The organism is Chitinophaga sp. YR627, from assembly GCF_900114995.1.
GTDB lineage: Bacteria > Bacteroidota > Bacteroidia > Chitinophagales > Chitinophagaceae > Chitinophaga.
This window is the reverse complement of sequence record NZ_FOUX01000006.1, coordinates 596,391-617,928: the sequence shown is the minus strand read 5'-3', so window position 1 is coordinate 617,928 and position 21,538 is coordinate 596,391. Positions and strand designations below refer to the sequence as shown.

At 42.1% G+C, this 21,538-nt stretch carries 19 protein-coding genes and 1 pseudogene; 15 read left to right on the top strand and 5 right to left on the bottom strand.

What is annotated here, in order from left to right; translation table 11 throughout:
- The first annotated feature begins 46 nt into the window (after positions 1-46).
- The 9 genes and pseudogenes from BMZ72_RS37060 to BMZ72_RS31555 all read left to right on the top strand — a co-directional run bounded on the left by BMZ72_RS37060 (position 47) and on the right by BMZ72_RS31555 (position 9,978).
- Complete coding sequence (locus BMZ72_RS37060; RefSeq protein WP_255373344.1) at positions 47-466, top strand: hypothetical protein; 420 nt, start codon at positions 47-49, stop codon at positions 464-466.
- 62 nt (positions 467-528) lie between these two features.
- Positions 529-2,028 (top strand): tetratricopeptide repeat-containing sensor histidine kinase, encoded by a 1,500-nt coding sequence (locus tag BMZ72_RS31585; RefSeq protein WP_255373343.1) that lies wholly within the window; start codon positions 529-531, stop codon positions 2,026-2,028.
- Positions 2,009-2,650, top strand: coding sequence for a response regulator (locus BMZ72_RS31580; RefSeq protein ID WP_089814673.1), 642 nt, complete (start codon positions 2,009-2,011; stop codon positions 2,648-2,650). The genes BMZ72_RS31585 and BMZ72_RS31580 overlap by 20 nt, the downstream gene beginning before the upstream one ends.
- Positions 2,651-2,804: 154 nt before the next feature.
- Entirely contained in the window at positions 2,805-4,247 is a 1,443-nt protein-coding gene (locus BMZ72_RS31575; protein ID WP_089814671.1) for a serine hydrolase, read from the top strand.
- A gap of 180 nt (positions 4,248-4,427) precedes the next feature.
- Complete coding sequence (locus BMZ72_RS31570) at positions 4,428-5,027, top strand: thioredoxin family protein (RefSeq protein WP_089814669.1); 600 nt, start codon at positions 4,428-4,430, stop codon at positions 5,025-5,027.
- Between the two features lie 228 nt (positions 5,028-5,255).
- Complete coding sequence (locus BMZ72_RS31565; protein ID WP_089814667.1) at positions 5,256-6,341, top strand: lipase family protein; 1,086 nt, start codon at positions 5,256-5,258, stop codon at positions 6,339-6,341.
- 340 nt (positions 6,342-6,681) lie between these two features.
- Positions 6,682-7,026: pseudogene (locus BMZ72_RS37055) on the top strand (tetratricopeptide repeat protein); the annotation flags it as partial.
- A 24-nt stretch (positions 7,027-7,050) separates the two neighbouring features.
- Positions 7,051-7,512: a tetratricopeptide repeat protein gene (locus BMZ72_RS31560; protein ID WP_317043504.1), complete on the top strand. Its 462-nt coding sequence runs from the start codon at positions 7,051-7,053 to the stop codon at positions 7,510-7,512.
- A gap of 150 nt (positions 7,513-7,662) precedes the next feature.
- On the top strand, positions 7,663-9,978 hold the full coding sequence (locus tag BMZ72_RS31555) for a M60 family metallopeptidase (protein WP_089814662.1): 2,316 nt from the start codon (positions 7,663-7,665) through the stop codon (positions 9,976-9,978).
- Positions 9,979-10,021: 43 nt separating this feature from the next.
- On the opposite strand, the gene BMZ72_RS31550 is transcribed toward BMZ72_RS31555, so the two are convergent.
- The 3 genes from BMZ72_RS31550 to BMZ72_RS31540 are packed head-to-tail and all read right to left on the bottom strand — an operon-like array spanning position 10,022 to position 13,858.
- A complete protein-coding gene (locus tag BMZ72_RS31550; protein ID WP_089814660.1) occupies positions 10,022-10,450 on the bottom strand; it encodes a hypothetical protein in 429 nt (142 codons plus the stop codon).
- Positions 10,450-12,453 carry a hypothetical protein gene (locus BMZ72_RS31545; protein WP_089814658.1) on the bottom strand — a complete coding sequence of 668 codons (2,004 nt, stop codon included), beginning with the start codon at positions 12,451-12,453 and terminating at the stop codon, positions 10,450-10,452. The genes BMZ72_RS31550 and BMZ72_RS31545 overlap by 1 nt, the downstream gene beginning before the upstream one ends.
- Positions 12,454-12,463: 10 nt before the next feature.
- Positions 12,464-13,858 (bottom strand): hypothetical protein, encoded by a 1,395-nt coding sequence (locus tag BMZ72_RS31540; RefSeq protein ID WP_089814656.1) that lies wholly within the window; start codon positions 13,856-13,858, stop codon positions 12,464-12,466.
- A gap of 279 nt (positions 13,859-14,137) precedes the next feature.
- On the opposite strand from BMZ72_RS31540, the gene BMZ72_RS31535 reads away from it, so the two are divergent.
- A complete protein-coding gene (locus BMZ72_RS31535) occupies positions 14,138-15,004 on the top strand; it encodes a DUF2911 domain-containing protein (protein WP_177222990.1) in 867 nt (288 codons plus the stop codon).
- Between the two features lie 94 nt (positions 15,005-15,098).
- On the top strand, positions 15,099-15,656 hold the full coding sequence (locus tag BMZ72_RS31530) for a hypothetical protein (RefSeq protein WP_089814652.1): 558 nt from the start codon (positions 15,099-15,101) through the stop codon (positions 15,654-15,656).
- A 115-nt stretch (positions 15,657-15,771) separates the two neighbouring features.
- Here BMZ72_RS31530 and BMZ72_RS31525 read toward each other — a convergent pair whose 3' ends face one another.
- A complete protein-coding gene (locus BMZ72_RS31525) occupies positions 15,772-16,266 on the bottom strand; it encodes a hypothetical protein (protein ID WP_143087835.1) in 495 nt (164 codons plus the stop codon).
- A gap of 270 nt (positions 16,267-16,536) precedes the next feature.
- Between BMZ72_RS31525 and BMZ72_RS31520 the strand changes: the two genes are divergently transcribed.
- From BMZ72_RS31520 to BMZ72_RS31505, 4 genes are all read left to right on the top strand, one after another.
- Positions 16,537-17,238, top strand: a complete 702-nt coding sequence (locus BMZ72_RS31520; RefSeq protein ID WP_089814647.1) for a hypothetical protein — start codon at positions 16,537-16,539, stop codon at positions 17,236-17,238.
- Position 17,239: 1 nt separating this feature from the next.
- Positions 17,240-18,052 (top strand): oxidoreductase, encoded by an 813-nt coding sequence (locus tag BMZ72_RS31515; protein ID WP_089814645.1) that lies wholly within the window; start codon positions 17,240-17,242, stop codon positions 18,050-18,052.
- Positions 18,053-18,070: 18 nt separating this feature from the next.
- Complete coding sequence (locus BMZ72_RS31510; RefSeq protein ID WP_089814644.1) at positions 18,071-18,880, top strand: helix-turn-helix domain-containing protein; 810 nt, start codon at positions 18,071-18,073, stop codon at positions 18,878-18,880.
- Between the two features lie 90 nt (positions 18,881-18,970).
- A complete protein-coding gene (locus tag BMZ72_RS31505) occupies positions 18,971-19,528 on the top strand; it encodes an HD domain-containing protein (RefSeq protein WP_089814642.1) in 558 nt (185 codons plus the stop codon).
- A gap of 416 nt (positions 19,529-19,944) precedes the next feature.
- Here BMZ72_RS31505 and BMZ72_RS31500 read toward each other — a convergent pair whose 3' ends face one another.
- Positions 19,945-21,489, bottom strand: coding sequence for a S41 family peptidase (locus tag BMZ72_RS31500; protein ID WP_089814640.1), 1,545 nt, complete (start codon positions 21,487-21,489; stop codon positions 19,945-19,947).
- Positions 21,490-21,538 lie beyond the last annotated feature (49 nt).

The following is a 21,538-nucleotide window of genomic DNA, read 5'->3' as shown; positions in this document are numbered from 1 at the left end:
ATTCGTTTTATATATATTTTTAGACTGTCGTTCAAAAATTGCACTATTGAAGTCACTAACAAACGCCTTCCGGAAAATAAGTTATCTGCTCCTACTGTTCCTCTACGTGCAGACAGCAGCTCAACACGTGGTAGATGATCGGAAATTTCCTGACAGTCTGCAGCAAGTGCTCAAAACATCGGAAACACTGAAGGAAAAGCTGGACGCCATTTTCCTGCTTTCAGATTTTTATAGCACCCGGGATACCTCCAAAGCGCTCGACTATGCCCGGCAGGGCATTACTTTAAGCCGGCAGGATGAATATCTAACGGCGATCGCACACTTCTACCTGGCCGGTGTATACTTCGAGTTTGACATTGATCGCAGCCAGCAGGAATATTTATATACAGAAAAACTACTCGGTAAGTTTTCCCAAAAGGAAGCCCTGATCTTCCGGTCCAGGCCTGGAGTAATTATGGCGCCATAGAGCAGCGAAAAGACAAACCACGTGAATTTCTACATATCCTTATCGATAAGGTATTACCACTCGTGCAGCAGGCCGGGGATAGTACCAGAATTGCCCTAAGCTATCATAACATCGGACTGGTATTGCTTAATCTGAATGAATATGAGAGATCCCTGCAATATTTCTCCCGTGCTATTGCCATCATGGAAGCCAGTAAGGAGATGTATGCAGATCTGGCCGATGGGTATGTAATGGCCGCCCGGGCTACTATTTTGAGTGGCGCACCGGACCAGGCCTTTCCTTTTCTGAAAAAAGCCGAAAAGATCCTGGAGCCCAATCCTGATTCTTATTTCTGGCCACAATATTACTCCGTAGAAGGAGCGTATTACAGATCTGTCAAATCATATGCATTGGCGCACCAAAGCATCGAAAAAGGACTGGCGTTGGTCGGGCAAATGAATGATGTATTTGACAAACGGGCATTGCTGTATGAGCAGTTCAATGTGTACAAAGAGGAGAAGAATTATACAGCAGCTAAAAACAGCCTGTTGCAGGGACTGGATCTGGAAAGCAAATTGCCGCTTTCAAGAAATAAAAAGCAACTATTGTTCGATCTGGCAGCAACCGAAAAATTGTCAGGCAATACTGATGCCGCCTATCGCTGGTTAATGCAATATACCGCCTTGTCGGATTCAATCTATGCCCAACAAACCCAAACAGACATCGCTGCCATGGAGGCCCGGTTCAGAACCGCAGAGAAAGAAAAACAAATTCTGAACCTGGAACATGATAAACAGTACAGGCAGTTCCAGCTATTGTTATTACTGGCGGTCGTTGCTGTATTGAGCCTGATAGTCGCTATTACCATCATGCGATTACAATACCGCAATAAAATGGCTGATAAACGCGAAATAGCCTATCAGGCAAAACTGGAAAGAATAGAAAAGGAAAAACAGTTATCGAATTATACGGCACTGATGGAAGGACAAGAGCAGGAACGGCAGCGGATGGCACGTGACCTGCACGATGGATTAGGTTGTCAGCTGTCAGCTATTAAACTGGGATTGTCTCGTATTCCGGCAGCAGGTACGCCCCAGGAACATTCACTGCAACAGGTAACTGATCAACTGGACGCTTCTATCCGGGAATTGCGCTGGATCTCCCGGAACATGATGCCGGAAGCACTGCTCACCCTGGGATTACAGGAAGCGCTGAAAGACCTCTGTAGTTCGGTAATGAGTCCTCAGCTCCGTTTGGTGTATAATGCGTATAATATCGATCCTGCGCTACCTTTATCTACACAAACGATGATCTACCGCATGGTACAGGAAATCATCACCAATGCCGTGAAACATGCCAATGCATCAACCATCATGCTGCAATGCAGTCAGGAAGAAGATAGTTTTTTCATTACTGTAGAAGACAATGGCATCGGTTTCAATCTTAACAACCATCAGCCGGAAGGAATTGGTCTGAAAAATATCCGCAACCGGGTAGACTATTTCCGTGGCAATTTACATATTGACTCATCACCAGAAGGAACCATCATAAATATAGAGTTGCATGTTGCACAACAATCATAAGATCAGTATTGCCATCGTAGACGATCATCCCATTGTGATCCAGGGATTCAGATCATTGCTGGAGAGTAGTCCGCTGTATGAAATTGCCGGCTGTTTTACAACGGGCTGCGAGTGTCTGCATTTTCTGCAACAACAAAAAGTAGACATCGTATTGCTGGACATTACCTTGCCGGATGGCAATGGCGTTCATTTCTGCGCAACTATCAATACCCTTTATCCGGATACAATTGTCGTTGCCCTGAGTAACCTGAATGAACGAAGCATTATTTCCCAGATGTTCAGAAACGGAGCGAAGGGCTATCTGCTCAAGAACGTCTCAGCCCAGGAACTATTAGATGCACTAAACACCGTCTGGGAAGGTAAAACTGCCATGAGCACTGAGATAAAAGAGATTATGCAACAGCCTGATCTTAATACCCTACAGCCGATACCGGAGCTGACCAGGAGAGAAAAACAGATCCTGCAATTGCTGGCCGAAGGCAGAAAATCAGCCGCTATTGCGGAAGAGTTGTTTATCAGTCCGCTTACTGTTAAAACACATCGGGCTACACTACTGCATAAATTTCAGGTAAGTAATATTGTTACGCTGGTTAACCGGGCAAAAGAGACGGGCCTGATTTAAGTATTGGGCAAGGTTCATTTCAAAATATCATACATTCATACCTTTAATAAAGGGTTTCCTCCCATTTTTGTATGACAGCAGCAACTATGGATGCTGTGTGCCAATCTTTACCCCTATCTTACAGCATCTCTTTGAACAATATAAATTCCCAATAATGAAACTCTTCATTCTATCCTTACTGCTGTTAATGCAGTTAACCATTTACGCCCAAACCGACAAAGAAAAAATACACCAGGTGGAAAAGAACCTGGTCGGCTCAATACAGTTAAAAGGTGAAACTCCCTGGACGATCACCGAACGAATGACTCACTATAAAATACCTGGGCTAAGTATAGCAGTTATACAAAACTATAAGCTTGTCTGGGCAAAAGGTTATGGCTGGGCAAATGATAGTCTGAAGGTACCGGTTACGACACAAACCCTTTTCCAGGCAGCTTCTATCAGTAAATCTTTAAACGGGGTGGGTGTACTTAAACTGGTACAGGATAAGAAACTGGACCTGTATACAGATATCAACACTTATCTTACCAGCTGGCACTTCCCTTATGACAGTCTGGCTAAAGGCAAAAAGATCAATGTGGCGAACCTGCTAAGTCATACTGCAGGGTTGACGGTACACGGTTTTGACGGATACCGGCAGGGCGTTCCTTTACCGACGGTAGTACAGATCCTGGATGGTGTGAAACCGGCTAACTCGGACCCTGTGCGCTCCATGTATGAACCTGGTATAAAATCAGAATATTCGGGCGGCGGCACCACCATATCTCAGTTGATAGTGATGGATATCACACATCAGGCGTATGCTGATTATATGAAAAAAGAGGTGTTGCAACCTTTAGGTATGACTACCAGTACCTTTTCCCAACCTCCTGTGGACATTAAACCGGCACTCCTTGCTACCGGTTATCGGGGAGACGGAAAAGCAATACCTGGCAATTATCATGTCTATCCCGAAGAAGCGCCTGCAGGCCTATGGACAAATCCAACGGAGCTGGCCAGATATATCATCGAAACACAGCTGTCTTACGAAGGTAAATCTGCCAAAGTGTTAAACCAGGCAACAACTACACTCAGACTAACCCCTTACCTGGATAAAAGCGCGGCTTTAGGGGTATTTATTAACCTGGATAGTACCGGTACAGGATACTTTCAACATGGAGGGGCAAATGAAGGGTTTCGTAGCCAGTATTATGGAAGTCTGAAAGACGGAAACGGTGTAGTAGTCATGGTGAACTCTGACAATGGCAACATCTTGCAGGAAGTGATCAATAGTGTCGCAAAGGTCTATGGATTTAAAGGATTATACTTCTCTACCATTAAAGAAACAGTGACGGTACCAGATTCAGTGCTGGAAACTTATATCGGACAATATGCACTGTCTCCCAACTTTATTCTGACAATTCGCAAAGAAGGCAAATCACTATATGCACAAGCCACCGGACAGCCCAGTTTTGAACTCTTATCCGAAACACAGGTAAAGTTTTTCCCAAAAGAGTTTCGCGCCGACCTGGAGTTTATAAAAGACAATACAGGTAAAGTAAATGCCTTAATACTATATCAAAACGGGCAACAACATGAAGCCAGAAAGATAAAATAATTGAAATAAGGTCAAAAGCTTTTCATGTGGCTTTTGACCTTATTTCCAATGTCAGTAACAGGATCCGCTTTGGTCCTTGATCACTACACGAAAAGCTAAAGAGAACTGCATATATTTTGTGACGATTGTCACAGTTGATTGACGAATCTATTTGTCAATTTTACAGTCACAAATCATATTATGCAGACAGTTAAAACAAATGAACAGCTCCATTATTTTACAGAAACTGAAACGGATCAGGCTTTTCAGGTAGCTAGGCAAAGAAAAGTACCTGTTTTGGTTGACTTCTGGGCGCCCAATTGCAAGGGATGCAAAAAGATGGAGCAGACCACTTATCAAAACCAGGCAACACTTACTTACATTGCGCAAAACTTTGTCTTTGTAAAATATGACATCAGCAATCATGCTCGTCAAAATCTCTCAACATCCCCCATTTTATGGACACCTACCTTCATTGTTCTTGCCAATGACGGAAGTGAAGTCAGAAAAACAACCGGATACCTGAACAGCCAACAGTTTCTCGCTGAAATGGAAATAGGCCGCGCTATCGCATTCCTGAGAAAAGCACAGTCCCAGATAGCATTAGGCATACTCGGGACCTACATTGCCGGTACGAACAATAAGGCCTTGCTGCCGGAAGCTTTATATTGGGCGGGAGTAGTTGCCTATTTCCTGCATAAAAGAAACGCGGAAAGCATTGTCCCGTATTGGGAACGATTACTACTTGAATATCCGGACAGTGCCTGGGCGCAAAGAGCAGATTGTCTGGACCAACCTTAGTTTTCGCTTTACATTTCACCGACGTCCATTCTTCAGCTACTACTACAAATCAGATCTCGAAATAATTGATTTTAATCCTAATACGAAAGCTATAAAGCTTCCATTTATTTATTCTTTTTATTCGAAATCCAAATTATTTCAGTAATTTAATTTTAAGAATGCAGTAGGACAATAAACCAACCTCACCCCGATTTTTCGTTTTTTTTTAACTTCAAAATAACCATCACTATGTGTGCAGAAAACGCTATGAGCAAAAGAATGGCGGGCATCTTTTCTTTACCCCTTTGTCATGTTGCTTCCAGTCAGCATCCGCTGGATAACATCAGTAAAGTACCGGACGAAAAATGGGAGATTGTCTGGGTCAGTGGAGAACCCAAAGATCCCAATTATTTTTTTGTAGCAGAAAATAAGTCCAGAAGCCTTTATGCACTGATCATAAGAGGCTCAGTAATCTGTAAAGGTGTTTTTACGCAATGGGACGTCTTTGTTGACTGGATATTGGAGGACATGAATGCAGAATTAGTATACTGGCCGTTTTACGACAAAGAACAAAATACTTCAGGTGATGATTTACCTTGTATTGGTGCTGGTGCTTATATCGCATTCACCACGATGATGAAGGCAAAAAACAAACTACCACTGGGGCATAATCAATTACTACACGATTTTCTGATAGAAAAAACAGGTGGTATGAACAATAAAGAACTGATCATTGCAGGGCACAGTCTTGGGGGTAATATGGCCAAAGTCTATAGTTCCTATTACCGGGAAATGCTCAGAGCACAGAATAAGTCAGCAGACAACATCACGCTTTGTACATTCGCTGCACCAGCCTCTGGCAACGGAGCTTTTGCCACTGATCTGAATAACAAAATCGATGGACAGATTCACTATCAGAATACGAATGATATTGTACCTCATTTTCCAACGTATGACGGTATCAACGCTGTTAGTGACTTATACAATCCATCACCTGCTGCGTCAGAAATAATTGTGGAATATAACCAGAAAGGAGAACCTGTATACTTAAAACAGGTATTAAAAGGACTCGCCATATCATTCATTCAGGCGGATTATCAACAGCCTGAATATGATTTCCTGGAGACTTTTTCTGCTCCGTTAATTAATAAAAACAGCTCCTCTGAGAATGATATGAAAGAAAGATTTGTTGAGAGTGAGCTTAATTTATGGGTAGATCAGGCAGGCGCCCAGCACCAGATGGACGTATACGCGAGATACGGAGTGGGTGTCAAACTACCGGACTTCGATCCTCAGATCCTGGAATGTAACAAGAAAACACTAAAAGCATTATAGTACCCAAACAACTACAAATGGCCACCTGCCATCAATAAACATAATAGTGAAGCCGGAGACGATCTCTCCGGCTTTCTTATTTAACAAGTGTTTAGCAGAAGCATCTGCATACCCTTTCTGATGATGGAAACCATAATATGTTTAAATTGATCTTATGAAATATAAAAACTATCTTTCCATACCTTTTTTACCATGAAATATTCCTTTACCACAACTTATCCAATGAGACATTTTACAACCCTTTTCCTCCTTCTGCTAAGCACCGTATCCTTCGGACAGCAAACAGCAGAAGACCTTCTCAATCAGGGGAAATTAGTATGAAAAGAAAGACTATACTGGCGCAAAGGCCGATTTAGATAAGGCGATTGCCTTATCGGCAAAAAATGCGGAGGCATTTGTCATAAGAGGTAATGTACTGTACAAGCTGAAAGACAATAAAGCCGCTCTTGAAGACTATTCGCATGCCATCGCATTAGATCCAAATGCAGCCAGAGCCCTGCACAACCGCGGGATCATTAAAAAGGACATGGAAGATTATGATGGGGCATTAAAGGACTATAACAAGGCTATCGAAGCTGCGCCGGACAGCGCTTACATGTATTCCTCAAGAGCCCTGCTCCTGATGGTCGTGAAGAGAGACTATAAAGCTGCAATAAAAGACTTTAATACCATCGTGAAATTAACGCCTGATGACGCGGAAGCCTATAGTATGAGAGGCATCGCAAAAGGCAGAATGAACGATCCCAAAGGCGGCATCGCTGATTTTACAAAAGCAATAGAACTGACACCCCGGGAGGCTGAAAATTATTACCATAGAGGATATCTGAAAATGGATCTTTCCCAGAATAAGGAAGCTATCCCGGATTTTAATAAAGCTATTGAGCTGAATGCGAACTATACAGAGGCTTTCAGTGAAAAAGGGAATGCTAATTTCTTGTTAAAAAACTACCCGGAAGCCATAGAAGCATATACGAAAGCTATCAATCTGGAACCTAATGGAAAGAACCATTACTACCGGGGTATTTCGAGGATGAATACGAAGGATGAGAATGGCGCCTGTCAGGACTTTCAGGAGGCTGAAAAGCAGGGATATAAAATAGAAGATAAAGCGATCCTGTCTTTTGTCAGACGCTGTGCAAAAGGGAACGGGAAGACATATATCATTAACTAACGGCTCATCTATTAATTTACAGACACGATATTGATAAGGCCGGAGATATTATCTCCGGCCTTATCATTTATACCAGGATCAGTCAACCCTCATGGGTCTGCGGACTTGCATTTGCAATTTTGTTCCTGTATTTTACTTAAAAATAACCCAATGAAGCTTTTCAGTGTGCCTGTGCTTATATTATCCCTTTTTTTCACCCTATACTGCCTGCCAGCCATTGCACAACAGTCATATAAATCTGTCCTGCTTAAAGCTGTACAGCACCTGCCATTACCTGATAGCTCACATGTAATATTTTCCCTGCTTACCTTTAATGATACCGTGGAAAACATCGCCGTAAGCAATCTCGATACAGAGCTGCCTATAAAGGTGAATGTGATCGTAGCCGCTCCCCTTGGCAAGGGTAAGATCATTGCCTTTGGCAGTAGTGCCTATTTACATAAAGGCCTGCTGGATGATACCAACGTACTGCAATTGATACAGAATATGTTCGCATGGGCCAGTAATGGACATAAACACCCCCAAATGGGCATTTACACGCATGCGGATAGTGCGTTCCTCCAACTGGCGGACCAACACCACATAAGCACTTACCCTATAAGCAGCAAAGGGATTAAAAAGTATACTGATATTATTTACCTGGAAACAGATATAAGAGATAAAGATACACTCAGGGCCCTGGAAACCTTTGTGCGAAATGGAGGTACACTCATACAGGTTTCTCCCTATGAGCAAATATATTATAAAATGCTGGCCTCTCCCGGCAGCTTCGCACAGGATGCCGGCATTAACACCCTGTTGGTAAAAGCCGGTATCTATGACATCAATATGGCCTTTTTCAGCTCCCATCAAAACAATCGCCTGATCACAGACAGCGTACCTGACTATCTCCGCTTATCTGCCATACCTTCTTTGCTAAAACGTCCCTCTACCGGTTTCATTGATGATATAACGGATAGATACATCATACAGCCAACAGTGGACCTGCTGTTCGAAAATAACGATATTAATTCCCCGGTCCTGCAGACCCTCAAAGCGCAATACAAGGTGCCGGATACACTGACTATTCCCACACCACAAAACCCGGTAGTATTGTCCACCGCTGAAGAGAAAGCACGTTATCATCTTAGTCGCCGCTTTTACGAAAAAACGCGTTCCTCCACCGATGATAAGCATCAGATCGCACCTGGTGCACGTTACTTTCCAGGAGCTGTACCGGATACTGCTACCCGCGTTACGACCAGTATTACTGTACCAGTGCAGGTTGGTACGCAAGGGCTGCTGGAACCTAACCCTATATACCTTAGACCACATTCCACAGGTCTGTATGTACCACCCGGTGAAGAGGTGAAGGTGGTTCTGCAAAGCAAAGACAAAGAAAAGCACCTCAAAGCACAGATAGGGGTACACAACGATGACCTGGCAGATCTGACCCAGTTGACTCGCAGCGCCGAAAATATGGTCCGTATCTTTCCACTGGATCAGGATACTACCGTCATTTACTCTCCCTTTGGCGGACTGCTGCAACTCAATATTAGCGACACAACCTCACTGAAAGAGATCACTATCAACGTAGAAGGGGCCGTAAAAGCGCCCTGCTTTAAACTGGGTCAAACGAGTGAATCCAGCTGGATCGCTGGCATCCGCAATAACCCTGCCCCCTGGGCAGAACTGGCCACAGATAAAATTATCCTCACTGTACCCGCTTATCGCATCCGCCACCTGGATAACCCGGTGAAACTTTTGCAGTTCTGGGACGAAGTAATGGATGCTGATGCGGATCTCGCCAGGATCTCCCGTACGCGTCCACACCCTGAAAGGGTCGTCGTAGACCAGGATGTGGCATATGGTTACATGTACACCGTACCTGAGCGCATTATTGTACCGGATGATGAGAGCTGCGCATTGATGCTGGATGAGGTCATGGTTCGTACCAATGGTTCCTGGGGACTGTTCCACGAACTTGGACACCGCCATCAGTTCTGGGGGATTGATTTCGGTGAATTGCAGGAGGTCTCCGTAAACCTCTTCACCATGCATGTGTATGACAAAGTATTACACAAAGGCATCTACAATCACGAAAATATTGCCAGTAAAGACATTGTTTTGAAAAACATCAGTAACTACCTGCAAAACAACCCATCCTTTGAAAAGTGGGGACAGGACCCTTTCCTGGCGCTTTGCATGTATATAGAACTCATCCAGCAATTTGGCTGGCAGTGCATAGCCGATACCTATGCAAAATTCAGGGCTACTCCGAAAGAAAAATACCCTCAATCACAGGAAGACAAGCGGGATTTGTGGTTCCTGACTATCTGCGAGGTGACGAAGACTAATCTTACGGGATTCTTTGATATCTGGAAAGTGCCTGTGTCAGCGCAGGTGAAAGAGAAAGTGGTTGTCTATCCTTCCTGGTTGCCCGATGAACTAAAGCAGTATGATGGACACAATGCACCTGTCAAATAACAGATTATAATATAGGAGTAAGTATTCTAACGAATTCACTGAATTAATTTAAAATATTTGAGTAATACTTATGCTCACCTGTATTCATTTCTTTTGTTGCCCAAAACATGTATCTGTAAAATATACTTTGCGCTGATTTCCTGTAATATTTTTTAGGCATTTTATCTAGTTGTATCATTGAGTCATCAATCCGTACTGAGATCAAAAGTTGTTCCTGAGGTTTAATTCTCAATACTGTTGTATTTGGGTTTTCGATGTCACAAAAAACATCATAGTTATTCGTAAGCCAATTCTTTCCAAATAAGTGCTGTTTATAAATCGAGAAGAAAAAAGTCTCATTATCTGAGTTATTTTTTATTTCCAATGTAATACTATCTTTTGAAGAAAAACATGCATTGATAAACACAGGGCTTTGCGCATAAAGCTTACATGAAAATATAATCAAAACGATCAGCGTTAATATCTTTCTCATTATTTTACTTTTTTCGTCCCACCGTTAGTTTTATGCTGGGGATTTGGGTATTGTACTTTCACTTCAATTTCACCATTCCCTGCCTCACGATATTCTTTTAGCTTTTTAAAAAGTTCTGTTTCACATTCAGTACATCCATGAGAATATCCCTTTTTTGAATCATGGAAATAAAATGAATTTAAATCGCGGTCTTGTGGAGTAGCACCAGTGACATTTACCGGCTCCAAACGAGCCCGATTCTCTCCCCAATCAGAATACGTCCATCCCAATCCAGGCTTTTGGGGATTTTCCACCCATCGGGGAATTTTCTCAATTCCTCCTTCCGGACTTCTTTTCAATTCTCCTGTCTTAGTATCAACTTCGGCAGTCCTTTCCGGATCAGGGGTCAAATTAATTTTATATTTACCTTCGGGAGTTGGTCCCACACTAGCATATTTTTGATATTGCGCTTGCTGAACATTCATCGTAACGATTTTACTTACTCCCTGAAAAGTCGTTTTCGCCTGCGCTTTATCCATACCAGATGTCGCCTTATATACAGCGAGCAGATTCTTTCGATCTCCATAGTGCCCACCGTACCAATATACTCTATTACCTGTAGACAAGATCCAGTCGGCCCCATCCGGGTCTATTCTGCTAATTGGGTTATTTTCAACAAAATTATAAGGCGTTGCATGTGCAAATTTATACGATAATGGATCAACACTCAATGCGAAAATAACCACATCAAAATTATAATTATTATCCAACAACTCTTTCTTTGAGAATGCAACAATTTTTCTGCTGGCTGTATTGAATATTGTGTTGTTATACCTTTCTTCTTTTTTTGTATTTATTTCCTCATCAAACATTCCGTTGGAGAGACTTGCATAACGAGTATCTGTCAGATGATTATTCGCAATTCTTCGAGGAATATACCTTGTAGAATTGGCTGCACTTATCGAATCCCTACCTGCCTTCCCAACCAATCGCATTTTCATTTCGAAGGGCATCTCCCTATATCCTAATTCGAATATATGCGTTATCAGCTGTTGATATTCCCGGAACAATTCAGTTTTACTCAACAATTCAAAACGTCCATTTTCTTTCATTAACCGGCTCTCCAATACTTCTGCCTTTAACAACATTGCATTCAGATTATGGTCATCAAATCTCAACGCGCTTTCTGCACACGAGAGAATGAAATCATCATCATTTATACCAAATTTATACTCGTATCCTTTCGCAAGATATACCAGGCACAATGCGATTGATTTCTCCAAATCTAACTCTCTTAAGGCAATACCATTCTTCGTTGCTTGCGACGGAGTATGGGTAAGCGTTTCAATAGTGCCAATTCCGGGAAACGATCCATTAGCCAATTCCACATTAAACTTAGTTCCATGATTATCCGAATGACGAATGTAGACATGTCCTGGAGCTGTACAAAGATTCGCCAGGCTATTCAATCTTTCTGAGAAAATCTTAAACAATGATGCAAGTGCAAAACAGTTACCCACCTTGTTATTAAGAAGGTTAGTAACCTGTGTATTTTTCCAATTGTAAGTTCCAAAAGGATCATTAGCAGCATAGGTAAATTCCTGGTACTTATATAACTTCTTATCAGGCCATATTATTATTCCAGGTTTTGTAATATAACTATAAATAGCATAATTCATTAATGCACGCTGATAATTCTCTTCCTTATCGGCCCTGATCTCGAATAGATCCTTACCTGCATCCATCAGAGAGCCATCCTTCATGTCTTCATATAGATTGCTGATGTTTTTAACATGAAAATTTATGATCTCCGCATAAGAATTATGATCCAAACCACCTCCCCACCATGCATTTTCTATTTCATATATAGCTTCTTCATAGCTTATCTCTCCCTTTCCGGTCAACATATTTTCTAATTTGACCTTTGCCGCATGAAATGAAGCGAATGTTAAAGAGTCGGGGTTCGCATCTACAGATAATGGCATCAAAATAAATATAAGCAGGAGGTAAAATATAGCTCTCATTAAGTACCAATTATTTACTTTTTATAAACATGTTTTTTTTCACCTTGCCACTAATATTGAAATGGTGTTGTACCTGCGATCTGAATTCCTGCTGTTTTAGCAATCCTTCATACACTCCTTCGGGCATTTCCCTATAGCCAAGTTTCAAAATATACTCTTCGGTTTGTAAGTATTCCTTATAATATTCTTGAGTTAAAGGATATTTCTTAATTTCATCGAGATCATGAATGTTATTTTGCGACATTTCTTTTAAAAGCATGGTTTTAAGATGCATACTGTAAATAAAAAGCGAGCTCAAATTATTATTGCGAGAAAATTGAGGAACTCCTATACTTAAGCAATCCAATATGAATTGTTCATCTCCAGATCGATCAACATTGACATATTCAAGAGCAAGATCAAAGACACAATTAGCTATTATTTGTTGCGAATTAAGCGTATCAAGGTAAATTCCGGAAGTGACAGCTTCAGTGCTGATAAACAGGTTATCCTTATACCATTTATCGGAAATTTCCCAATTAGAAGTAGGTTCATAGTTAACTATGTTTCTATTATTATCTAAGTATTTTATAAAAGAATGGTGAGGAGCAAAACTTAAATAGGCCTTCACTCCCAGAGCCTCTGCTAATACAAGGTAAACAGCGGGCATGGAGGAACATTGCCCATAACCTGTTGCCAGGCATTTTGTCAAAAACAAATTCCGATAATCTTTCAATCCTGCATAATCATCATAGTCATATCTAAACGGTTGATGAATGACGATTTCCATTTTCAAACTCTTATCTGCGGTTTTTCTGATTTTATTTATAGAGAGTCTTTCTGACATGAACTTCTGAATAGCATATTGTACTATAAAACTATCATTTAAATCAAGTCCATTTTGGACTATCCACTTCTTAATAAAGTCCGCCGATTCTTTTATAATATTATTATACTGTTCTTTAGAAAGATGAACAGAACCATACGCTTCTTCCACGGCATAAAATGCGTCTGCCACAGACATTTTATATCGACCTTTAAGCATACCTTCTAACACCGCTAATGCGCTATTAAAACCTGCCATCTTTTCTGGAGTATTACCAGGTGGCCTACGCGTAGTCGATTGCGGCATCTTTACAGAAATTTGTCGATAAGTCTGTAAATCCTGCATAAGAGCCAAAATTTCCCGCTGTTTTATTATAATCGTATTACTTGAGCCTACACTAACACTAGTCGGGCCAATCTCTGTTTCTGGACCTCTGATAATTTTTTCCCTTTCCCATTTATTGAAACTAGTTTTCCCAAACTGCACAGAGATTGGCTCATAGGGCACTACGGAAGGGACGGCTTGAGATTGATTTTGGCCAAGACCCCGAAAAGAAAAGATCAAAGCAATTACCAGCGTTATCAATATTTTAGATGGCATTAATTAGATAATATGATTATTGTTATACCAGGAATAGGAGGATTTGTAAAAACGGCCAAATATACAAATAAATTAATATGTTTTATCTATTCAAATAAATTAGTATGTACATTAGTGGTCTTGCAATATTTGCAACCTCTTATAAACCAGCCTATAATTAATTCTAATAATGGTTCTTCGTTACTTGAAACACAGTCTTTTTCACAACAATTGACTCTTGCAAAAAAACTTATAATAGCATACACAACACCATTGAAAACACATTCATCAACACACAATATGAAAACACTTCTCACAATCGCTTTTTTAATTACAACAACCCAGTCCTTTGCGCAATCAATCTTCCCCGGCTTAAGCCCCAAAGGAAGGATCGAGCAAACAATCGGAAATACAAACATCACCGTTGACTACGAACGTCCCGCAGCCAGAGGACGCAAAGTGTTTGGTGAACTGATCCGGTATAACAACTTATGGAGAACCGGGGCAGGGAATTGTACAAAGATCACATTCGACAAAGCAGTCACTATCAATAATAAAACAATAAACAAAGGAACCTACTCCCTCTTTACGATTCCAAACACAAATGAATGGACAGTAATACTCAATACGGACACCACGCTATACGGCACCTCAGGTTATGACGAAAAAAAGGATGTAATTCGTTTCAAAGTAAAGGCTAAGTCTACAGACCGCCATTACGAGTCACTAACAATAGACATTGACGTAGTACCTAATAACGCTGTTATTTACATAGCGTGGGAGAAGACTCAGATTTCACTTCCGGTAGAGACGGAATCCGATAAGGTAGTGAATGACTTTGTACAACAAAATTTACTGACAGACAAGTCAACAGATCCGGATGAATACGCAACAGCTGCGGAGTACTATTTCTACCTGGACAAAAACCTGGATTGGGCCATAATCCTTGTCGACAAAGCTATTAAAATGAAAAACGATGCCTGGTATTACAGACAAAAAGTTGACATCCTGGAGAAACAAATGAAATACCCGGAAGCGATAGACTGTGCTAATCTGGCAATCTCATTAAACCAGCAAAGAAGCGACTGGGATTTGAAGGCGAAAGAACAAAGTGAAGCACAGTATAAAAAGCGAATTGAGTTCTTTAGAAGTAAAGTAAAAAAATAAGTAGAATAAGGTCATATATTATTTGCTCAGACCGCGGCACAATCCATCTCATTAATATTTTACTATATATTTGTAAGTATAATACCTAAGACCTATGACCCAGCAATTACCTGAGAATCCATTCAAACTTGCGCCCCTGATCAGCGTTATTGTCATGCTTTTCTTTGCCAATGGATGTTATTCCAGCTACAAAGAAAGACGCGACGAACTGAAACGCCTTCCACTGCTGGAAGCGATGATGAAGGACAATACAGTAGCTGTTGCGAAAGTAAATCCAACCTATAAAGAGGTTAGCATGAAGATCATGGGAGTACCCATGAAGTTTTACGAAGTAACCTATAGCTACGAAGCAAATGGTGGCGGACCTTATAATGGAGAACGGAGTTTATCATATCCTCCTATATCAGCTGAAATGCCACTGTATTATGCAAAATCGGATCCCTCCTACAGTTCCTTTGAACCTGAACTGGACATCAAAAGAATCAAAGAAGCTGCATCCTCCAAATCCAAATTATACTGGTGTATCGGATGGGTGGTGTTATCTTTACTGGTAGCAGGCCACTTTATTGTAGAAGCAAAGGCCTATCTGAAAGTACGGAAAGCAAAAAAGGATGCCGAAGAAGCCGCTTATAACAGAGCAACTACCTATTAAACGGCACTTCCAACCTTTCCGGACATAAAGTATTTTAAGTAGCAGGTCACTGAATGACGAACCATTCAGTGACCTCTCTCTTTTCCCCTGCTATAGCCTGTCACAAACTCATCCATTAACTCCAGGGAATTCTCAAAAGAATCAACGCCAGCGCTATAGAATAAAAAATCGCAATGTGCTTAAACTTTACCCGTACATCTGTTGCCCGCTTAGATTTTGAATAACCAATCGTAATCAATACAATCGCTGTAATCATCGCCAGTGGATGCTCCAAACCAATCAGGCGGGTGGTTGTATTTTTCGTCATCGCCCCGGAGAAATTGAATATTCCCAAAGGAGAAAGACAATATATCACAATACTGATGACCATCTGGGAATGAACACTCACCAATGCTATAAGTGAAAAAATCCTGCTTCTTTTGGTAAATGGTATAAAATACCCCTTCGTCCGCTTCGATACTTTCTTCAATGAGCTGGCTGTTCCGGCGGATACAAAGACAACGGAATTCGTCTTTACATGATATTCTTCATTATCGATCTGCTGTAAAAAACTCCCTTCTCTTAAATAAAAGAGAAAATTATAGTTCGTGCGGATCAGTGGTATCGGCAACCTGAAGTAATTGGTAAAGAAACTCAGGGGGTATATTTGCAATGATCACTTCTGCCACTGAAAATCAGATGGCAATGCTCTCAGATATTTATCAATAAATATTGCCGATGAAATGAGTTTGTCCATTGCAACAAAAATTGGCTGGTGATTTTCGGATATATAAAGGTAAAGATTTGCCCTCACCTGAGCTCCTGAAAAAACCACTTTGAGCTTTTCAGAAAACAAACAAACCGATCTAATAAAGACCTTTGTTCCTGCAAAACCAAAGACATGGAGCTGTTACAAACGATCATCCATTACTATCAGGGAGAAGCAAAACACGGTCTGCTAGCCGTCGCTACAGGCATGCTGATGCTCTTATCCGGAATACTGCTCTGGAAAACACCATTGATGAAAGCCTTCCCCTGGCCCCTGCTCCTTGTAGGATTAGTGGCAGTAACAGGTGGCGCAACTACCCATTACCGCGCTTCCCGGGAGGCCGTTAAAAAGATAGCGCTATATAACCAGGACAAGACGGCATTCCTCCACCAGGAAACAACAAAAGTCAAAAACATTCATAAAGGCTGGACGCGTACATTCCTGGCCTGGGGCGCCCTCGGATTTTTAGGATTGATATTGGCAATCCGCGCCCCATTATCTCCGGGAACAGGGATAATAACAATAGTACTGGCCATTATCATGAGTGCATTCGAACTGTATTCAAAACAATTCAATGAAGGATATTACAGCAAGATCAAAGCTGCGGTATCTTATACCCAGACACCCGTTAAGATAAAGGCTCCTCCCAGGCAACGCCACCAGGTGAAAGATCGTTTAAGAGATGTATCTGCCGGCACAGCACACAACCTGTTGACCAATTCCACCTTACAGACCTTACAGGAAATACCGGTCCCGCAGATAGATTATTCAAAGCCAATCCTTATTTCAACTAACAACAACTGTCCATCAGGCAGAAAAAATAAACAACAATAGTATGAAGAAAGTCGCATTAGTGACCGGTGCTTCCGCCGGCATAGGACTGGCAACAGCACATTTACTCGCAGAAAATGGTTATATCGTTTACGGTGCAGCTCGTCGTATGGAAAAAATGACCGGACTGACAAGCGCTGGTGTAAAAATTATCGCCATGGATGTTGCAGACGACGCATCTATGGTAAGAACAGTGAATCAGATCATAAAGGAACAAGGTCAGATAGATATACTCATCAACAACGCAGGCTTCGGCTCCTACGGCGCAATAGAAGATGTACCCATGCAAGACGCCCGTTATCAGATGGAAGTAAATGTATTCGGACTGGCAAGACTTTGTCAGCTGGTACTGCCGCACATGCGCGAAAAAAGAGGCGGAAAGATTGTCAACATCACTTCCATTGGTGGTAAAATGGCCACTCCACTTGGCGGCTGGTACCATGCCAGTAAATTTGCTGTAGAAGGCCTCAGCGATAGCTTACGCCTGGAAGCAAAACCCTTTGGCATAGATGTCATCATTATAGAACCAGGCGGTGTGAAAACAGAATGGGGCGATATCGCTTTCGACAGTGCCGTGAAAACTTCCGGAAACACCGTTTATGGAAACCTGACAGCCGCCGCTAAAAAAGTGTACCAAAAAACCACCATAAACAACGTCGAACCAATAGTAATCGCTTCACTCATAAAAAAAGCCATCGAATCGCCTGCTCCCAAACCCAGATACGCCAAAGGTTATATGGCGGGGATCACACTATGGGCCAAAAGATGGCTGAGCGATGCCCGCTTCGACAAGCTCATCATGAGTCAACTGAAATAAGCTTTATCTTTGGAGAACATGGGTAGTCATGAATTACAGCATAATATCCTTTATATCTGCACCTCCGGACAAAAAAGAGGTGAGGAAGAAATGGTGACCGACCATGTACTTTCCTATATCATGACGGGTTATCTTCAGGTTTACCAGCATGGAGATAACCGTCGTTATGGTCCGGGTACCATCAGCCTGTTACGCAAAAACACGTTGCTGAAAACTGCAAAAGAAACAGCGGAGGATGGTACGCTCTTCCAGTCGCTCAACATCTTTCTGGATAATACCTCGCTTAAAAAATACAGTGCACAGTACAACCTGATGGCCGACGGTCCCTATAACGGCACGCACGCCATAGATATGAGTCATGATGCATTCATAAAAGGATATTTCGAATCCCTGCTCCCCTATTTTAAATCCGGTGCGCCGCTGACAGCCAACATGGCTAACATGAAAACATTTGAAGCCATCGAACTCGTATTGAGACACAACAGCCGGCTTAAAAATATGTTGTTCGATTACAGCGAACCTTTCAAGATAGATCTGGAAGCATTCATGGTCCAAAACTACATCTACAATATACCCATCGCCCAGTTTGCAAGGTTGAGCGGCAGAAGTCTGGCTACATTCAAAAGAGATTTTAAAAAACACTTCAACGATACACCAGAAAGATGGATAAAAGAGAAACGTCTGGAAAGAGCCCACTTTCTTATCAAAGAACAAAAACAGCCGCCAGCCTCCGTGTTTATAGAAGTCGGTTTTGAAAACCTCTCACATTTCTCCACTACATTTAAAAAGCGGTTTGGTTACACGCCTTCCATGGTACACCACCAGTAATCACTGCCCTATCCAGGGCCAGCCGATATATCACAACTCCATGCTCCCACCAAAGGACTTTTCATATATTTACAAATAACTTGTGATAATATGAATAAGACTATCTCTATCGATGACCTGCAGACCATATGGGAAAAAGTGACCCTCCTACACGGCGGACAAACATACGGCGGACATGAAAAAGACCTGAGGATCGAATACATCAACCACATTGGCAGTGTTGTATTTGAAGTCTTTTATGCCCTGCAGCAAACGGATTCCTTTGACGGCGAACTGGCCATTACCTGCGCCCTTTTACACGATACCATCGAAGACACCGCCTTCACAAAAGAAGAACTGACTGAATTATATGGTCACCGTATAGCTGACGGCGTATTAGCCCTGACAAAGAACACCACCCTGCCCAAAGAACAACAGATGCCGGATAGTCTGCAACGTATCATGCAACAACCCAAAGAGGTCTGGGCTGTTAAGATGGCGGACAGGATCTGTAACCTGTACAGACCTCCTCACTACTGGGACAACGAGAAAAAACTGAGCTACCTGCAGGAAGCACGCGATATTCATGCTCATCTTCATAGCGCGAATGTATACCTGTCCAACAGACTCCTGCGTAAGATCGAAGCGTATAAAAAGTACCTCTCCTAATCCTCGCGAAACAGGGAGCATTTCTCATCAGACAGTGCATCACAATATTTGTCAACACGCTAAAAACAGCTATCATAGCTATAAAAAATTGTATACCTGCGTCTTTCATATTAAGTTCGTTTTGTGGCTAAAAAAAATTGTGTCACCAATCCCTTGCAAGGCGACTGATGACACAATATTACCACATTTGTTTTGCTGATTCCGGGGCTTGTCCATAGGACGCAAAAACATGTGCACAGGACGCAAAAACGTGGTGTGGCTATCCACAGAAACAGATGTTTAAAACGCAGATCAATACTTTAGTTAATGATGCTTTATCCTACGTTAGTGCTGCGAAAAAAACGAAACACGAACGTAGAATAACTAGTATCTGACTAAAGTATTACCAGTTATTACCTGCAAATATATACTATTAACTATTCCGAATTTTTGATCAGCTGCAGCACATACTCCATCTGTGTATCCCTGTTCTCCATAAAATCACTATACACAGGCCATACTGTATAATCCGGGATAATTCCCCTGCCCTCCGGCTGATCTGCCTTTACAGGTGCATCCTGGATCACATATACAATAGAAAACTTTGTCTTGATCTTTGAATGCGGCAATTCATATATTAAAGCCATATGTCCGTTATGACCATAATACCCGCCAACTGTCTCTACACCAACAATAATTGCATTCCTGGCATACGCTTTCATCAGCGAAGCGAAATGCGATCCGGCAGAGGCTACATTCTCATCGATCAGTAAATAGACTTTCCCTTTAAATCCAGGCTTTTTAGGGGCATAAACAGGGTTATATTTAGGGTTCTGCAGATTCCTGCCCTGCACCAGTGAAGGGAAGTAATCTTTCAGCATCCGTTTCCCTGCGATCTTCTCCGCGGAATCCATCTTTGCAGCAGTCGAAATGCCCCAGAAGTATTGTTCATAAGGAATCCCGTTATCAAAGATGATATAAGCCAATGAATTCTCTTTAAAACTGCTATCTGTCAGGTACATCATCGGCTGTTCAAAAGTAGGATCACTGCCGCCGGGATTACCACGCACATCTATGATAAGATGAGAAACCCTGTTACTATCCAGCAGCCGGAATACACTATCGATAAATGCCACATATCCGGGAAAACGCGGATCATCCGTATCATCCGCCATCGTGAAAATACGCAGGTTCAGTAACCCTGTATGGGGATCGATCATTTTAAAACTATGTGTAGGTTGCACCGTATAATCCGTCACACTATCTACCGGCGCACTATGCCGTACTATCAGGTTGGCGTTCCTTTCCTGTAGCGTGACCGCCGGAACGGTTACCTTTTGCTGCTGTGAAGCGCCAGGGGCTAAAAACCGGATCTCAAAACGATCGGTCAGTCCATATTCATAGAGGTAACGCAAGCCATAACTGCGGTTAACGCTGTTGGATAGTTTCTCTGTTATTGTAAAACCATCCGCCGTGATATATTTAAAAAACGACCGCATCAGGGCTGTATCTGCAATGCCATTGATACTGATGATCTGCGACCCGACAGGAATCAGGTCGGTCTTACTGTTAAAGAGGATCTTTCCTTCGATATACTTCAGGGCAAAAGGGAAGAATGCGCGTTGCCTGTTCAGGTAACTGACCAGCGCTGTCTGAGGTTCAGCGTAATTGTGACAACTCCCTTCAAAATCGGCCAGCTGTAAGATCACTTTGAAAAAGTCCAGCGTAGACATAGGTTGACGTGCCTGCCGGAAAGCCCATTGATAGATGCTGTCTATCTGTTTGGCAGTCCGGTAACGATACAGGCCTGAATTAGCTTCCTTACGGATGCCGATAAACACGTCAAGGTCCTGTTTCATTTCTTTGGGACTAAGCAGCTTATTGTAGATGGAAAAGCTGTCAACAGACGAATGAGCCGGCTTCACCGACTCCTGGGCCCATGCCTGTTGCACAAACAATAAAAGGAAAAGTATTTTTCTCATGTGTTGCCGGGGTTCTTACACTAATCTACAAAAACTCCGGCAATCCACC

Excerpts from the sequence above, each read along its gene's own strand:
- BMZ72_RS31580 (WP_089814673.1), top strand. The coding sequence starts at position 2,009 with ATGTTGCACAACAATCATAAGATCAGTATTGCCATCGTAGACGATCAT.
- BMZ72_RS31550 (WP_089814660.1), bottom strand. The coding sequence starts at position 10,450 with ATGAGAAAGATATTAACGCTGATCGTTTTGATTATATTTTCATGTAAG.
- BMZ72_RS31520 (WP_089814647.1), top strand. The coding sequence starts at position 16,537 with ATGGAGCTGTTACAAACGATCATCCATTACTATCAGGGAGAAGCAAAA.
- BMZ72_RS31555 (WP_089814662.1), top strand. The coding sequence starts at position 7,663 with ATGAAGCTTTTCAGTGTGCCTGTGCTTATATTATCCCTTTTTTTCACC.
- BMZ72_RS31505 (WP_089814642.1), top strand. The coding sequence starts at position 18,971 with ATGAATAAGACTATCTCTATCGATGACCTGCAGACCATATGGGAAAAA.
- BMZ72_RS31515 (WP_089814645.1), top strand. The coding sequence starts at position 17,240 with ATGAAGAAAGTCGCATTAGTGACCGGTGCTTCCGCCGGCATAGGACTG.
- BMZ72_RS31540 (WP_089814656.1), bottom strand. The coding sequence starts at position 13,858 with ATGCCATCTAAAATATTGATAACGCTGGTAATTGCTTTGATCTTTTCT.
- BMZ72_RS31565 (WP_089814667.1), top strand. The coding sequence starts at position 5,256 with ATGTGTGCAGAAAACGCTATGAGCAAAAGAATGGCGGGCATCTTTTCT.
- BMZ72_RS31575 (WP_089814671.1), top strand. The coding sequence starts at position 2,805 with ATGAAACTCTTCATTCTATCCTTACTGCTGTTAATGCAGTTAACCATT.
- BMZ72_RS31500 (WP_089814640.1), bottom strand. The coding sequence starts at position 21,489 with ATGAGAAAAATACTTTTCCTTTTATTGTTTGTGCAACAGGCATGGGCC.
- BMZ72_RS31570 (WP_089814669.1), top strand. The coding sequence starts at position 4,428 with ATGCAGACAGTTAAAACAAATGAACAGCTCCATTATTTTACAGAAACT.
- BMZ72_RS31545 (WP_089814658.1), bottom strand. The coding sequence starts at position 12,453 with ATGAGAGCTATATTTTACCTCCTGCTTATATTTATTTTGATGCCATTA.
- BMZ72_RS31510 (WP_089814644.1), top strand. The coding sequence starts at position 18,071 with ATGGGTAGTCATGAATTACAGCATAATATCCTTTATATCTGCACCTCC.
- BMZ72_RS31530 (WP_089814652.1), top strand. The coding sequence starts at position 15,099 with ATGACCCAGCAATTACCTGAGAATCCATTCAAACTTGCGCCCCTGATC.
- BMZ72_RS31560 (WP_317043504.1), top strand. The coding sequence starts at position 7,051 with ATGAGAGGCATCGCAAAAGGCAGAATGAACGATCCCAAAGGCGGCATC.
- BMZ72_RS31535 (WP_177222990.1), top strand. The coding sequence starts at position 14,138 with ATGAAAACACTTCTCACAATCGCTTTTTTAATTACAACAACCCAGTCC.